Raw genomic sequence first — 15,116 nt, forward strand, 5'->3', positions numbered from 1 at the left:
AAAGTTGGTGATACCATGCAGTGGAAATACCCGAATGTCCTTTTGTTCTTCAGCTGTCTCGCTTTATCAGCTGCCGGACACGCGGTTTTCCTTTCCCAATGGACGCGCGGCCACTTTATGATCGGCATTGATGACGGAGCTTCCCAGATGATGCCATTCAAAAAGCTGTTGTATGAACAATACAGCAGCGGCGAGTTTTTCTATTCATTCGATTTCGGCCTGGGCGCAGGGACGTTCAGCGAACTTTCCTATTATTTTTCCACATCAATTGTTTTCCTGATTACGGCCGTTGTAGTATTTGTGCTTGAAAGCATTCATATTATCGATTCGACAGATGTGCTGTTTTGGGCAAATGCAGCAGTTTTCATTAGTATCATTCGGCTGGCTTTCGTTTTGTTCATCACCACCAGGTTGTTTATCTATATGGGCATTTCCATGCTTTCCGCGTTCACCGGCGCTGTGCTTTACGGCTTGTCAGGAATGTATTTCCGCCATACAGTTTATTGGGAATTCTTTGCTGACGCGTATTTATGGCTGCCGCTGCTGATTCTTGGTGCGGAGAAAGTGTTCAGGGAGCACAAGCCTGGCTGGTTTTTATTTGCTATAGCCATTTCGCTAATCGACAACTTCTATTTTGCATACATCAATATTATGCTCATAGCTATATACATATCGGTGCGACTTTTTTTCCCGCTAACTGAATCGGAAATTCCAAAAAGAAAAGCCATCGGCACTTTTTTTGCCTTCGGCCTTCTTGGGCTGGGCATCAGTGCAATATCTTTTGGGCCTGCGGTTTATGCCTATCTGAACAATCATCGGCCAGCTTTCCAAGAAGACATCGAGTGGGTGAATATGACTGATAACATTCTTTTTACCAGCCGCTACATTGTTTTGCCTGCAATTTTCTTGCTATTTTGGACGATTCCCGCTTTCCATCGGAGCCGCTTGTTCCGCTTGTTCGCTTTGTTCGCATTAATCGGTACGTTGCTTCACTACAGCCCGATTGCGGCAAGCCTTTTCAATGGCTTCTCCGCTCCGCAATACCGTTGGGAATATTTTATGGCACTTGTGAGCGGCGGCGCAGTAGCGGTAGGATTGGAACGCCTCGGCGACCTCACCATGCGCCAGCTCGTTGCTGCCGCAGCCTTTGCGCTTCTGGCCTATAACTTGGCTATCAGCATAGACGTAGGTTTTGATGCCGAATCATGGCAAGCCGTATTTGTTTCAATATCACTGTCGGCAGCTATACTGCTGCTCGCCGCGTCTATTCGCTGGCCGCGGCCGCTGCTGAAAAAAAGCTTAGCCGTCTATGTGGTAGTTTCCGCTGTCATGTTTGCAAATTTATACCAAGCTGATACTCTCTTAGAAACTGGCCGCGTTAAAAATGTTAACGAAGAGCTGCTTACTACCGCGGGCTATGATTCTCTTGAAATCAGAGGTTTGCTGGAAGAAATTCATGCGCAGGAAAGCGATCCGATGTACCGCATCGACTGGATGGAAGACATCCGCAACAATACGCCGATTGTTCAGGAATTCCGGGGTCTTAGTGCATACTCCAGCATTCTGAATAAAAATTTATTGTATTTTTATTTATATGACTTGGAAATCGATATGGGCCGTGAAAGTGTCAGCCGTTACGCGTCACTGGGCAATCGGGCCAATCTCCACAGCTTGCTGCAAGGAAAATACACCATCTTGGAAAAAGGCGATCCGAATGTTCCCTATGGCTTTGAAGAGCTGACAGCTTCAGAAAACTTTGCCGTTTATCGAAATACCAATAATCTACCTTTCGCCCGCTCTGTCTCTGATTCTTATTCCGAAGCAGGGCTCGAAGCGTCGCCTCCGCTCGTCCGGGAACACGCCATGCTGAAGGGAATCGTGCTGGACGGCGACGGCGGCTCTGCTCCACTTTCTGTAGAGGATCAGGCGCAGCAATATCAAATCCAGGAACAAGCTGCCGTCTACGATAATGGCTTATTGAAAGTCCATGGCGAAACCGGGGGAATCGATTTGACGCGGATAGACGGCGTAGTTACTGAAGGCGACCTTTATGTATCATTCCATTTGGAGAACGAAGCTCCGAGTGAAGGATTTATCCTGACAGTGAATGACTATGAAACGAGCCGCAAATCCAACGATTCCATCTACCGGACATATGTCGACGACTTGACCATTCGCATACCAGCTGACGAAATTATCCAAATCCGGCTGCCACAAGGCAATTACCGGCTGACAGAACTACAGGTTTTCGAAGAACCATACGAAGTGCTGGAAGCCCAGGCACAAAAACCTTCAAGCGCGGCAAATGTTGAAATCGATGGCAGTAAAGTTACGCTCGATTACGATAACCTTGAGCAGGATGAGTATTTATTGCTCAGTATCCCTTATGAGCGAGGATGGAAAGCAAGGGTTAACGGCGAACCGGCTACGGTGCTGAAAGCCAATTATGCATTTGTCGCCGTGCCCATAGAAAAGGGGCTGAACACTGTTGAATTTACTTACAGACCGCCTTATTTCGGCATTGCTTCAGCTGTCAGCCTCGTTTCAGTGCTTGCCGGGCTATTCTACATCTTCTTCAGAAAAAGGCGGTCCGGTTCATAGTTTCGGAACGGCTTCACGGTATAGCGTTTAGCGGAGAGCCCAACGGGAATAATGACCCTATAACTAACCGAAATGGGGAGGAATTCATAATGGCAGAAGATAAATTCGAAAAAATCGACAAAGAAATTGACCCACAGGAACAGTCGCACCAGCCTGGATCTGAAAGAGAAATGTCCCCTGAACCGATTTATGATGATAAAGATTATAAAGGCTCAGGCAAACTTAAAGGCAAAACAGCATTGATCACCGGCGGAGACAGCGGAATCGGCCGTGCCGTAGCTGTGGCGTTTGCAAAAGAAGGGGCGAATGTCGCGATCGCTTACTTGGATGAACACGCCGATGCGGAAGACACGGTCAAAGTTATTGAATCGTATGGCGCGAAGGCATTCAAATCAGCAACGGACATCGGGGACTCCGAAAATTGCCAAAAGCTCATTGACGATGTCATCGCTGAATTCGGTGGACTGAACATACTGGTCAACAATGCAGGCAAGCAATTTCCCCAGGATGACTTCTTGGCAATTACGCCCGACCAGTTGATGGAAACATTTGAAACAAACATTTTCAGTATGTTCTATCTAAGCCAAGCGGCGGTTCCACATATGCAAAAAGGAGATTCGATCATCAATACGTCATCTGTCACCGCATACCGCGGCTCATCGTCACTCATCGATTATTCATCGACGAAAGGCGCAATCACCGCCTTCACACGCTCGCTTTCCCAAAACCTTGCCGACAAAGGCATCCGCGTCAACTCCGTTGCGCCAGGGCCAATCTGGACTCCGCTTATCCCAGCAACTTTTGATGCGGAAAAAGTCGGCAAGCACGGCAGTGAAACAGCGATGGAACGCCGAGGACAGCCTTCAGAAGTGGCGCCGGCTTATGTCTATTTCGCGTCGAAAGATTCGACTTATGTGACCGGACAGGCAATTCATATTAACGGCGGCGACTTTATCACATCCTAAACAATAAAGAAAAACGCTAAAGCTTTGGCTTCAGCGTTTTTTTTGCGTTTTTTTCGATAATCGGCGGATAAAACAAAACTTCCATTGAAGAGCTGTAATGGGTTACCGGACGCAATCGATGCAATTGTTCCGGCAGAAATCCGGCAAGAGAATTTTCATTGATCTCTCCTTTAACATATTGAATGCGCCAGGGCGGATGGCCGATGTCCAGGCGGTAAAGCCGATTTTTCGGTTTCGTCCACAGGCTGTAACGCTCTGTCAGCCAAATCTCTAAAGGGGTAGGTTCAATAATTGCCGCTTGGGGTTCATAAGCCAGTTCAATTTCTTCAACGCCATTCGCTTCGCTATGTCTGCTCTTGAACATGATCCCTGTTCCTTGCTTAGCCATTTCGATGTGCGCCTGGCGGTATGGCAAAAAGCCGCCCAGAGACGCTGTCTGGACAGCTGCCAGGCTGTTTGCATCCATCGAAAAAAAGTAGACGCCGCGCCGATTTCCGTACCGGACATACGTCCGGACGTTCAGCTGCAGAAATGTCCGCATTCCCGGCATCGCAGGCATGCCCCGGATATGCGTGCCGCGCGCCTTGAACAGCACAGCGCTTATCCATGCCTCTCCACCATACAGATCCAGTTCCAATTCAGAAGGCAGCATTCCGCAAAGCCAATCTGCGGGAACCGCCCAATGCAAAAACAGCACATCCTGCAATTGCTGCGACATGATCCATTTTTTGGAGCCCATCATTCTCTCCCCTTTAAACACGCAAATAAGCCTCTTCAGCGAAGAGGCTCCATTTTCTTATTACAATTTATCCATTGGCAATGTATTGTGCGCTTCTCTTGGAGCAGGCTTCAATACAGGTTTCTCACTTAATGGCTCCGGTTTTTCAACAGTCATCGGTTGGCCGTCCGGCGCCGGCTGGCCGACCCAAGGCAATTGCGAAGCTGTGCTTGTGTCCGTGTTGGTATAAAGAATGTGTGAGAATTGTGTCGCTTCCCATTCAGGCGGCAGAGTTGAAGGCACGATTGGTCCTTCTTTCGCTTCCAAATCTTTAATAGCAGCGAGCCATTGATTTTGATGCATCGTATCGCGCGCCAGCAAGAACGAGAAGAGATCTTTGACACCCCGATCATCCGTCATGCTGTATAGACGGGCAACTTGTAGGCGCCCCTGCGATTCGGCATTGACATTGGCACGGAAATCCGCCAATAAATTCCCGCTCGCTACAATATATCCAGCGTTCCAAGGGACGCCATTGCTGTCTTTTGGCGATGCACCAAGACCATGCACGATTGCATGCTGCGGATTCATTCCGCCCATGATGGCCCCGACAATCGGGTCACTTGCTGCTTTTTCCTGCTCGTAGACTGGCGCTCCTTCAAGAAGGCGCGCTACCATTGTAGCAAGCAATTCAATGTGCCCCAATTCCTGGGTTCCGGTATCCATCAGCAAGTCTCTGTATTTCTCGTTTCCTCTGGTGCCCCACCCTTGGAATAAGTATTGCATTGCTACGGACATTTCACCGAATTGCCCGCCAATCAATTCCTGGACTTGTTTCGCAAACACCGGATCTGGAGCGTCCGGTTTCGAATGATATTGAAGTTCACCTTGATGGAAGAACATATGCATAACCTCCTGGATTTATCTTAAATTTGTCAGTCTTAAAATTTTCTCCAATGGCTGAGTATCATTTTTTCGAACGGAAAGATTCTCCTGGGTGGCCGCCGTCATAATCCGAGTCGTTATTTCCGGCATTAAATGTACCTTGATCTTCACCTTCTTCAGAGGTTTCTTCTTCCAAAAAGCTTCCTGCTGGATGGCCGCCATCGTAATCCGAATCGTTATTTCCGGCATTAAATGTACCTTGATCTTCACTTTTTTCAGAGGTTTCTTCTTCCGAAAAGCTTCCTGCTGGATGGCCGCCATCATAATCCGAAGAATTTCCACCAGCATTGAATTGTGGTTTTTGGCGTTTTTCCACTTTTTGTTCCACTTTATCATTGCGTTCCTGATTCCCATTTTCCATTTTCCCTTCCCCTTCCTATTAGTTTTCAGCATTCATTATCTGAATACCCAGACTACTAATGGTGAAACAAGTTTCAAGTAAGCGTTGAACTCTTTCCTACGAAAGTAATAAACCTTGCTTATGTTTCTTTCACACTCCTATGAATGCGGTTACTAAAACGTTTCAGGATAGCCTGAAAGGGTAAATGAACTAATAGACATAAAGACTCTGAGGAGGAATAAATGATGGCAAAAGTTTTAGCCGTTCTATCAGGCGGATATGCAGATGAAGAAAATAATTACGTAACTGGATGGTGGGCGGAAGAATTGTTCGCTCCAGTATTAGCGCTTGAAAAAGAAGGGCACACAGTCGGCCTTGCTTCACTAAAAGGCGGCAAACCAGTTGTTGACCCGATAAGCCTCAGCAAAGAATATGACCCAGAAGGCAAATACAAGGATTTATACGACTCCGGTATTGCGGACAAAACGACACCGATTGTTGACGTCAAAGCGAGCGATTACGATGCAATCATGATCGTCGGCGGACACGGTGCTATGTTCGACTTAGCGCATGATCCAGATTTGCACGCCGTCATCAACATTGTCTACGAAACAGGCGGCATTGTTTCCGCTGTTTGCCATGGACCAGCGCCGCTCGTCTATACCAAGACAAAAGACGGCCGCGGAATTTTAGAAGGTTTGAAAGTGACAGGTTATCCAAATAAATTCGAGCCCGAAGAAGTAGTGGATCTGCTGCCATTCAGCCTTGAAGATGAAATGAAGAAAATTGCAAATTACGAACCGGCTTCTGATAAAGAACAATATGCCGTATGGGGCAGCGACCAGATTTTAACTGGCCGCGATCCGCAGTCTTCTCCGCTGTTCGGCAAAGAACTGGCTGAGAAATTGACAAGCCTCGAAAAAAAGGAAGAAGAAAAATTCTTTAAGTAAGCTCCATTAATGTCAGCTTTCAATCAATCTGCTTCAGAAAAGGAGGAAATTCACATGACAGAAAAAGATCCAAAAGAGCAAGAATACGCAAGAGCCAATAAGTCAGAAATGCAAGGTCCCCCGGCACAAAAAGAAGGTTTGGAGGAGCCGAAGACCAAGGGCTATAAACCCATTCAAATCGGTATCGTCATTTTCGTCATATTGGTATTGATCCTCATTATTACCGGCATAAGTTCCGACATGTGGGGACTTTTAGGCTGATTGCTTTCAAGCAATCAGTTTTTTTGTTGGTCCAGATTTCAGCGACCTTCTGATTCCGAAAAATAAAATCTTAGTTGTATTAATTATTTGTTTTTTCTGTTAATATTATATCAATAAGTGTTACAAAGGGAGGCGATCATCATGAATCAGCAAGAACCTGTGGAAAAGGAGCAATTGCAAACCGCCCATGACACTGCTGAACCGGTTGAAACACCGCCGCACCATCACCATATGCACCACATGGAAGGCTTAGAAGAGCCGAAAATCAAGGATTACAAGCCGATACAAGTCGGTGTGGTCATTTTTTCAATCGCCATATTGGCATTGATCTTTTTCGGAATCTCCTCCGATATGTGGGGGTTGATAAACTGATGGCAATAGCCCAATACGATTTATGCACAACAAAAAGAGGATGCGCAATCGCATCCTCTTTTTGCATTAAAGGCTTTCGTTCAGTTCGATTTCAAAATCCATCAATTCCCCGTTGCGGTATGCTTTCACTTTCAATCTATCCCCGACCTCTGTCTCGTTATACAGATGCTGGCGAAGTTCCTGGATGGATGTTACCGGCTCTCCGTCCATCTCGACAATGACATCAAATTGCTGGAGCCCTGCTTTGTCCGCGCTTGAACTTGGCGAAACTTCATTGACCACTATTCCGCCTTCCACTTCTTCTGGAAGTTTCAGCTCGCTTTGGCGGTATTGCTGCGGAACTTCGGACAACCCCAGAATGCTGACACCCATCGACGGTCGTTCCACCTCTCCTTTAGATTCCAAATCCTCGATTACCGGAATTGCCGAGTTGATTGGAATCGCAAGCCCGATGCCTTCGACAGCATCCTGCGCTATTTTCATTGAATTGATGCCGATCAGTTGGCCTTGGCTATTGATCAACGCACCGCCGCTGTTGCCAGGGTTAATAGCCGCGTCTGTCTGGAGGACTTCTGCCTGCCAATCCTCTGTTCCGTCTTTATTGATATCGATCGGCACGAGCCGCTCGGTGCCGGAAATGACACCCGTGGTCACCGATCCGGAAAATTGAAGGCCCAGTGGATTGCCGATAGCGATTGCCGGCTCGCCTGCTTTAAGGACAGACGAGTCGCCAAATTCGATAACTGTCTTAATCTGCTCGGAAGGCACTTTTAACACGGCGAGGTCCGTCCAGACATCTGTGCCCAGCACTTCCGCATCTAGTTCCGTTTTATCATCAAGTGTCACGGTAACTTTTTCTGCACCTTCGACGACGTGGTTATTGGTGACGATATATGCCCAATCGCCGGTTTTTTTATAAATTACGCCTGATCCTGCTCCGGCTTTCTGTTCTCCAGACTCAGCTGTCGGCATAAATGGACTTTGAGGGGCTGTCTGCAAGTTTGTTACGCCTACGACAGCTCCTGAAGTTTTTTCAACCGTTTCTGTAATATCGGTGGTCACGATATTCGTGCTTCCTTGTACGCCGCTTGCTGTTTCAGCGATGACTGCGCCGTTGTCTGCGGCCGAATCAACATCCGTGAATTCCGGCAGAACCACTCCCACCAGAAGCGCTCCTGCAATCAGCCCCATAAAGCTGGATGCAAAAGAGCCTGTACGTTTTTTCTTCGGTTCACTTGAATTGTAATATCCCATATTAATTTCCTCCTTCTGCAATTTTGTTTTCTATGTCATAAGACGCCTGTTTTTCGGATAGCCATGTTGCGTATTCACTGTTCAATTGCTCTTCGAACAACAGCTCTTTGATTTCTTCTTTGCTGTTTTCAAGCGTAGCTTCAGCAGCTTCTGTCTTGCCTGTCACTTTGATGATGTGGAAACCGAATTCCGTTTCGACCGGCTTGCTGATATCGTCTGCTTTCATAGCAAATGCTGCTTCCTCGAATTCAGGGGCCATTTCACCGGCTCCGAATGTTCCAAGCTCGCCGCCATTCTCCGCACTGGCTGTATCAATCGAATACTCTTTTGCCAATTCGGCAAAGTCTCCGCCTTCAGCAAGCTTGCCTTGGACTTCTTCTGCCTCTTCTTTAGTGGCGGTCAGGATATGGCTTGCTTCCACTTGTTCGCTTTGCCCCAGTGAATCCTTATTTTCATCGAAATAGTTTTGAATTTGTTCATCTGTAATTTCAATGCCCGGACCGATCAGTTTCTCGATTTTCACATAGGTCTGGACGTCTTCCTTCAGTGATTCAACCGTCATTCCGCTTGCCGCCAACGCCGTCTCAAGTTCTTCAGCGCCGCCGTACTGCTCTTCGTAGACCGCAATTTCATCTGCGACTTCTTCATCTGTAACTGTGATATCCTCTTTTTCAGCTTCCTGCCGGACAATTTCATCCGAAATCATCAAATCGAGTGTTTCCGTACCGCTCGTTTTCAGCATTTGTGCGTACAATTCATCTTTGCTTATTTCCTGTCCATTTACGCTTGCCACGCCATCGTTCTTCCCAAAACTCATCAATAAGAATATCGCTGATGCAGCAATGACTCCAATTGCAATGTATATCACTTTTTTCATTTTGCTATCCCTCTCTCTATCTGATTACTAACATCGTAACAAGCAATTATGAATAAACTATGACCAAAGCTGTAACAATTAGAGAAATAAAAAAACAGCTTGGCCGACTGGCTCAAACTGTCTCTTTATGCGGCAGGTGGATCAGGAATATCGTGCCTTTTCCTTTCTCGCTTTGCACGCTGATGTCTCCCCCATGCAGTGTTACCAATTGCTTGACAATTGATAAGCCAAGACCGAATTGGCCGCTCCCACGCGATAAATCTGCTTTGTAGAAGCGGCGCCAGATCAAATCGATTTCTTGGACATCAATCCCTTCACCCGTGTCTTTTACTTCGATAGCTATACCGCCCGGCTCGCTGTATGCCCGCAAGGAAATCAGCCCATCCGCTGTAAACTGGATGCTGTTTTTCACAATATTCGTCAAAACCTGGATCAGCCGGTCCATGTCCCCGTAAATCACCTGTCCGGGTTCCACGGCTATTTCAATGCGGTTTCCTTTTTCAGACGCTTGCATCTCCAGCTGCTCCTGAATGATTTCGAGCAATTCTTCCGCTTCGATTTCTTCTTTCGTGAGCGCCACTTGGTTCGAACGGATTTTTTCATAATCCAGGTTTTCATTGACGAGTCGGATAAGGCGTTTCGTTTCGTCGCTGACCAGGCGGATACCTTTTTCGCGTTGCTCTTCTACAATCATATTATTGCGCAGCCCTTCAATAACGCCGGCAATGGTGGTCAACGGCGTGCGCATTTCGTGCGAAACGTCTGCCATGAACTGGCGCCTTCTGTTTTCCAGTCCCTCGATTTCTTCATTCGACTGCTGCAGCTTTCTGGCCATCTGGTTGAAATCCTTTGACAAATCGCCGAATTCATCAAAATCGGATTCCGGCAAATTCACCGCGTAGTTTCCTTCGCTGATCATTCCTGTCGCTTCCTGCATGCGCTTCAAACGACTGACATGCAGTTTCGACAACAGCAGACTAAGCAGCAATGCCACTGCCAATGCAATGAATATCGTCGTCAACAGCGATTTATTCAGTTCTGCAATCATTTCGCTCGTGCCGCTGACCGGCGAAGCAAGGAGCACGCCGCCAGCCAATTGGCCATTGTCGGCATATGGCATCGCTACAAATGTCACGGTATTCTCAAATCGTTCGACATCCCGGTTGACGACGAGCGTTTCCCCGCGCTCAATAACGTTCCATTCCTCAGCGGTTAATTCGACAGGTGGAAACGCTCCGGATACCGGGTACAAAATGCGGCTTTGTTGGTCGAAGACGATAAAGTTGATGTTTTGGGCTTCCAGAATGGACACATAGGACTGCAGATTTGAGCCTGGCCGCGGCGCTTCCAGCTCCTGCAAAATCTTGACTCCATAGCTTTCCAGTTCCGTTGCTTTTTCCTCGTAAGCAAAATCTTCCACGTAATTGACGAATAACAAACTCAATATCAAAAATGCAATGAGCAGGATGCTCAAATGGCTTGCAATCAATTGGTAAAAATAATTAATCCGCATGTTCTTCAAATTTATAGCCAACTCCCCAGACGGTATGGAAAAATTGTTCCCCGCCTGCTATTTTCTTGCGCAGCCGCTTGATGTGAACATCGACGGTCCGCTCATCTCCGTAATATTGGTAGCCCCATACTTGTTCAAGGAGCTGCTCGCGGCTGAACACCTGTTTCGGATGCTGCATGAAGAACAGCAGCAGTTCGAACTCTTTCGGCGTCAAATTTTGCACCGCCTCGCCGTCCTTTTGCACTTCCCGCGTTTCTTTATTTACGGCAAAATGCTGTGTATGGACTGTTTCCATAGGTGCTTCCGCCTTTTGCGAGCGCCGCATGACTGCTTTGATGCGAGCCATGAGCGTCAAGGGGCTGAAAGGTTTTGTCACGTAATCATCCGCGCCCATCTCGAACCCGATGACCTGGTCGGATTCACTGTCTTTAGCTGTCAGCATGATGATTGGCACTGAATCCCCGAGTTCCCGGATTTTCCGGCACAGCGCAATGCCGTCCATGCCTGGCAGCATCCAGTCCAAAATCAATAAATCATAATCGCCTTGTCTGTATTTTGCGAATCCTTCCAGGCCGTCCGCTGCAAAATCACCAGCAATCGCTTCTTTTTGAAAAAACAACTCCAGCATGGAACTGACGCTTGGATTGTCTTCCACCACTAATATTTTCATCCTGTACCTCCGGCATCCTTTTCTTTTAAAGTAAAGCAGGCGGGCAAAAGACGCAAGTACATAGAAAAAAACCGCCCTTTTCATAAGAGCGGTTTTTTTGCGTTTATGCCTTTTTCTCGCGCGCTTTGTATTTCTCGAACAATTCGCCGATCATGTCGTAATCGATGGCGATATTGTTTTCATAGGCATATCGCACGCCATAGCCTAGCGCCAAGGTCATTGCGGAAGCTACAGTGGCGCCGATGACGGAACCGGCGCCTGGGATGAATTTCAGCGCCTGGCGGTAAAGCGTGTGGCCGATTGTTTGGGTCGCCGTGATGACAATCATATCTTTGGCTGCTTTTTTACTGAGCGGTTTATCGTACAGCTTTGAAAGCTTGATGATCAAACCGACTTGCAGCGATGTCAGCGGAATGATGTCTGAACCGGGAATCGGGGAAGCCCCGATAACGCCGGCCGAGACGCCAGCACCGATAATCCAGCGGTTCGCAGCGGCCGATTTCTCTTTCATGCTTTTGGCAAAGAGCAGGTCTTTACCCTTCTTTTCGAGCAAAAAAAGGATTTCCTTCTTCAAGGTTTCCAAATTCTCGCCAGTTTTCGATGAAATTGGAATTACCTTATATTTACCGCCAGTATGACTTTTAACAAATTCGATGATGGAGGGGATATCTTCAGCCGCATCAATTTTGTTTAATACAATCAGGATGTCCTTGTTGTGCTTTTCGATTCCCGCGAACTTTTCTTTTTCGCTTTCAGAAAATACTGTTCCAGCTGCATTTAGAAAAAATAGCACCACATCTGATTGTTGAACGAACTCCAAGGTCTTTTTGGGATTTTCATCATTTGGATCGTTCAACCCAGGCGTATCCATGAACTTGATATTCTCCAAGCCTTCCAAATTATATGGATCGACGCTCACGGTTTCCCCCGGCATCGGATTGGTACTTGCAATATCCTTGCCGATGATTTTATTGACCGTCGAGGATTTGCCGGCATTGACTTCACCAATTAAAGAAATCAGCAGCTCCTGCTCGAGCATATCGTTCACTTTCTTCATCTCATTTTCAAACATCGAATCCATCACGCGGCTTACTTCTTCTTCAAAACTTTTTGCCATCTTCTAATCCCCCTTGATAAATTCTCTTTATAAATAGTATAGGCAATGTTGTGATTCACGCATATTTTTATTTACCAATGTACGGTTTCAGCAGCGCATCGCCGTATTTCAAAATTTCCTGAGCATTGCGGATATGCTTTTTGGTTGCGCTGTTTTTCGCGCGTTTTTCCATGGTTTTCATATCCCGGAGCTCATCCGGCAATTTCGCCCCCGGCGCTTTGTACAATTGTTCAGACTGCGCGAATGAACCGCCAGGCATATAATAACGCATCGCCAGCAGGTTTTTTTCATACTCAAAGAGGTTATGGCCCATCATTGGCGATTCATGCTCCACTCCCAGCAGAGCGAGCGTAGTCGGCATAATGTCCACTTGCCCCCCGAGACGGCTGAATTCTTCGCCCGTGAACAAGCCGCCTCCCGCCATAACAAGCGGTACCGTCAGCCGCTCTTTCATCGAATACGGATGGCCGAGGAAATCTTGCAGCAGCACAGCATCTTCCTCTGAAAGCGGTGAGCCGTGTATACCAGAATGGTCGCCATAGATGACAATCAGCGACTCATCATAAAGCTGCTGATCTTTCAGTTCTTCTATAAACTTGCCAATCTGCTCATCAGCATAGCGGATCGATTGGAGATAATGGCCGACGTGTGTCCCTTCATATTCCGCTGGCAAGTCCAGGTGTTGCATGTCTTCAGGCAATATGAACGGGGTATGGCTTGTCATCATGACAATGTTCGAGTAGACCCGCTCGTAGGTATCCAGCTGCCTCGGCAGTTCCCCCAGCGCAAAATCCATCAACACTTCATCCGAAGGGCCATATCCTACTTGGTCTTTGTCCGGAATCTCTTCCACCGTAAACACTTCATCAAAGCCGAGGGCCGGATACAGCACGTCGCGGTTCCAGAAGGTCACATCATCTGCGTGGTAAGTAGCAGAACCATAGCCTTCTTTTTTCAGTGAACGAGAAAGTGAAGGCACTTCCTTGCCATTCAAATCATTAACTGTTGGCGCCATTCCTTCGGCGTAAAGTCCGGTATTACCCATCCACTCCGCATCCGAAGTTGTGCCTGCACCAATTTGCTGGAAGACATTCGAGAAATACGCGCTTTCTTCGATAAGTTTATTGAGATTGGGCGTTATTTCCTGGCCATCGATTGATTTGTTGACAGTGAAATTTTGCATCGATTCCACTTGGATCATGAACAGATGGCGCCCTTCCGCCAACCCGAACTCAGCGTGACTCTTCAAGGGGACCCATTCATTGCCCTTCAACTCTTCCAACTCTTTCGCCGATAACTTTGTTTCATTGCCGGAAGCGTGTGCTTTTTCGTTGAGTTGGTTGTACATCTGAACGAGCTGGGATTGGGCATAGCCATTTTCTTTAGCAAAAAAGGAGATATCAATGATGGGCTGCTTGATGGCATAGACAGTTGTCAAAACACTGATTGCAGCCAGTCCAGCAGCAGCATACTTCAATGAATTGAGTTTTGGCAGCTTGCCCCAGCGGCGCGCCAAAACAACTAAGATTATTGCATCCAGGAAAAAAAGGAAATCCAGTGGATTGATCAATAACAAAATGGTCGTGCCAACCGTTCCGGATTGGGTAGTCTGCCGCAAATCATAATAGGAAGGGATTGTGGAATAATAGCGGCTGTACAATACAACGGCAAAAAAGATCCCTGATACCAGTCCATTGAAAATGCCGGCAGTGAGCCAAATGCGTTTCTTGAATAACAGCAGCGCAACAGCCAACAGGAAAGCCCAGACCGGAAATTCGACGAACGCGATATGGAATATGGATTTCGCATCGAAGATTACGATGCGGAACGTCATAACTTTAAGAAATAATAATAAGAAAATTGCAATATAAGGCATAGCTTTTGTTCTCATCGTAATCCACCTCCTCTTTACAGACGGCCGCGCTGCCGGAATGTTGCAATTCCGTTGCACTGGACAGTCTCAGTTCCAGACTCTTTCCACGATGACCGATTGCCCGTCATGCATGATTTTAAAAATGTCAGGATTTGATAAATTTTGCCAATCAGCAAAGCCAAAGCTCGGATCCCAGTGATTGAGCAATAACGCCAAAAGATTGCCATGCGTAACGACAATGCTTTGATGCGGCACCGCAGATACCGCCGCGATTCCACGCTCAGCTGCCTCACTTCCGGATTCGCCCCCCGCCAACTTCAAATCCATGTTTTTGAATGACCGTTCCAGATGTTCAAGCCAGTCAGGCAGATTACCGTTGCCCAAAACACGCTCCGATAAACGGATGTCGGTTTCCAGCGGAAGCTTGGTCTGTTTTAAGGTTGGTCCGATCGATTCGATTGCCCGCACATAAGGGCTTGAAACGATATAGGAGATTTCACTGTGGGCAAAAAAACGGGCAAGCCTGTCTGCCTGCGCCCGTCCTTCCACTGTCAATCCGGCTTGCGGATGCTGTCCCTCCGCCTGGCAATGCCGAACCAGGTAAAACGTTTTCTCCGTGCCCTTCATCTTTAGTCCTCCTTGGCTCCATAACAATTTCTG

The 15,116-nt window shown here is 47.3% G+C and carries 15 protein-coding genes; 5 read left to right on the forward strand and 10 right to left on the reverse strand.

Going from position 1 to position 15,116, the window contains the following annotated elements:
• Positions 1-15: 15 nt before the first annotated feature.
• Positions 16-2,601, forward strand: a complete 2,586-nt coding sequence (locus AC4EHB_RS08655; protein ID WP_490981208.1) for a YfhO family protein — start codon at positions 16-18, stop codon at positions 2,599-2,601.
• 89 nt (positions 2,602-2,690) lie between these two features.
• Complete coding sequence (locus tag AC4EHB_RS08660) at positions 2,691-3,566, forward strand: SDR family oxidoreductase (protein ID WP_490975168.1); 876 nt, start codon at positions 2,691-2,693, stop codon at positions 3,564-3,566.
• Between the two features lie 16 nt (positions 3,567-3,582).
• On the opposite strand, the gene AC4EHB_RS08665 is transcribed toward AC4EHB_RS08660, so the two are convergent.
• The 3 genes from AC4EHB_RS08665 to AC4EHB_RS08675 form a co-directional block, all read right to left on the reverse strand.
• Entirely contained in the window at positions 3,583-4,305 is a 723-nt protein-coding gene (locus AC4EHB_RS08665; protein WP_490981209.1) for a YqjF family protein, read from the reverse strand.
• A 60-nt stretch (positions 4,306-4,365) separates the two neighbouring features.
• Entirely contained in the window at positions 4,366-5,187 is an 822-nt protein-coding gene (locus AC4EHB_RS08670; protein WP_490975170.1) for a manganese catalase, read from the reverse strand.
• 64 nt (positions 5,188-5,251) lie between these two features.
• A complete protein-coding gene (locus tag AC4EHB_RS08675; protein ID WP_490975171.1) occupies positions 5,252-5,590 on the reverse strand; it encodes a hypothetical protein in 339 nt (112 codons plus the stop codon).
• 224 nt (positions 5,591-5,814) lie between these two features.
• Here AC4EHB_RS08675 and AC4EHB_RS08680 point away from each other — a divergent pair, with 224 nt between their 5' ends.
• The 3 genes from AC4EHB_RS08680 to AC4EHB_RS08690 all read left to right on the forward strand — a co-directional run bounded on the left by AC4EHB_RS08680 (position 5,815) and on the right by AC4EHB_RS08690 (position 7,152).
• Positions 5,815-6,519 (forward strand): type 1 glutamine amidotransferase domain-containing protein, encoded by a 705-nt coding sequence (locus tag AC4EHB_RS08680; protein WP_490975172.1) that lies wholly within the window; start codon positions 5,815-5,817, stop codon positions 6,517-6,519.
• Between the two features lie 54 nt (positions 6,520-6,573).
• The gene (locus tag AC4EHB_RS08685) at positions 6,574-6,780 is read left to right on the forward strand and encodes a hypothetical protein (RefSeq protein ID WP_490975173.1); all 207 of its coding nucleotides are present in this window, start codon (positions 6,574-6,576) and stop codon (positions 6,778-6,780) included.
• Between the two features lie 141 nt (positions 6,781-6,921).
• Positions 6,922-7,152 (forward strand): hypothetical protein, encoded by a 231-nt coding sequence (locus tag AC4EHB_RS08690; protein ID WP_490975174.1) that lies wholly within the window; start codon positions 6,922-6,924, stop codon positions 7,150-7,152.
• Positions 7,153-7,218: 66 nt separating this feature from the next.
• Here AC4EHB_RS08690 and AC4EHB_RS08695 read toward each other — a convergent pair whose 3' ends face one another.
• The 7 genes from AC4EHB_RS08695 to AC4EHB_RS08725 form a co-directional block, all read right to left on the reverse strand.
• Positions 7,219-8,406 carry a S1C family serine protease gene (locus AC4EHB_RS08695; protein ID WP_490975175.1) on the reverse strand — a complete coding sequence of 396 codons (1,188 nt, stop codon included), beginning with the start codon at positions 8,404-8,406 and terminating at the stop codon, positions 7,219-7,221.
• Position 8,407: 1 nt separating this feature from the next.
• Positions 8,408-9,283 (reverse strand): peptidylprolyl isomerase, encoded by an 876-nt coding sequence (locus AC4EHB_RS08700; RefSeq protein ID WP_490975176.1) that lies wholly within the window; start codon positions 9,281-9,283, stop codon positions 8,408-8,410.
• Positions 9,284-9,395: 112 nt separating this feature from the next.
• Positions 9,396-10,796 (reverse strand): ATP-binding protein, encoded by a 1,401-nt coding sequence (locus AC4EHB_RS08705; protein ID WP_490981505.1) that lies wholly within the window; start codon positions 10,794-10,796, stop codon positions 9,396-9,398.
• Complete coding sequence (locus AC4EHB_RS08710; RefSeq protein ID WP_490975177.1) at positions 10,786-11,466, reverse strand: response regulator transcription factor; 681 nt, start codon at positions 11,464-11,466, stop codon at positions 10,786-10,788. The genes AC4EHB_RS08705 and AC4EHB_RS08710 overlap by 11 nt, the downstream gene beginning before the upstream one ends.
• Positions 11,467-11,569: 103 nt before the next feature.
• Entirely contained in the window at positions 11,570-12,583 is a 1,014-nt protein-coding gene (locus tag AC4EHB_RS08715) for a GTPase (RefSeq protein ID WP_490975178.1), read from the reverse strand.
• 67 nt (positions 12,584-12,650) lie between these two features.
• Complete coding sequence (locus tag AC4EHB_RS08720) at positions 12,651-14,474, reverse strand: LTA synthase family protein (protein ID WP_490975179.1); 1,824 nt, start codon at positions 14,472-14,474, stop codon at positions 12,651-12,653.
• 69 nt (positions 14,475-14,543) lie between these two features.
• Positions 14,544-15,083 (reverse strand): histidine phosphatase family protein, encoded by a 540-nt coding sequence (locus AC4EHB_RS08725; RefSeq protein WP_490981210.1) that lies wholly within the window; start codon positions 15,081-15,083, stop codon positions 14,544-14,546.
• Positions 15,084-15,116 lie beyond the last annotated feature (33 nt).

The organism is Planococcus sp. TJ-302 (assembly GCF_058268455.1).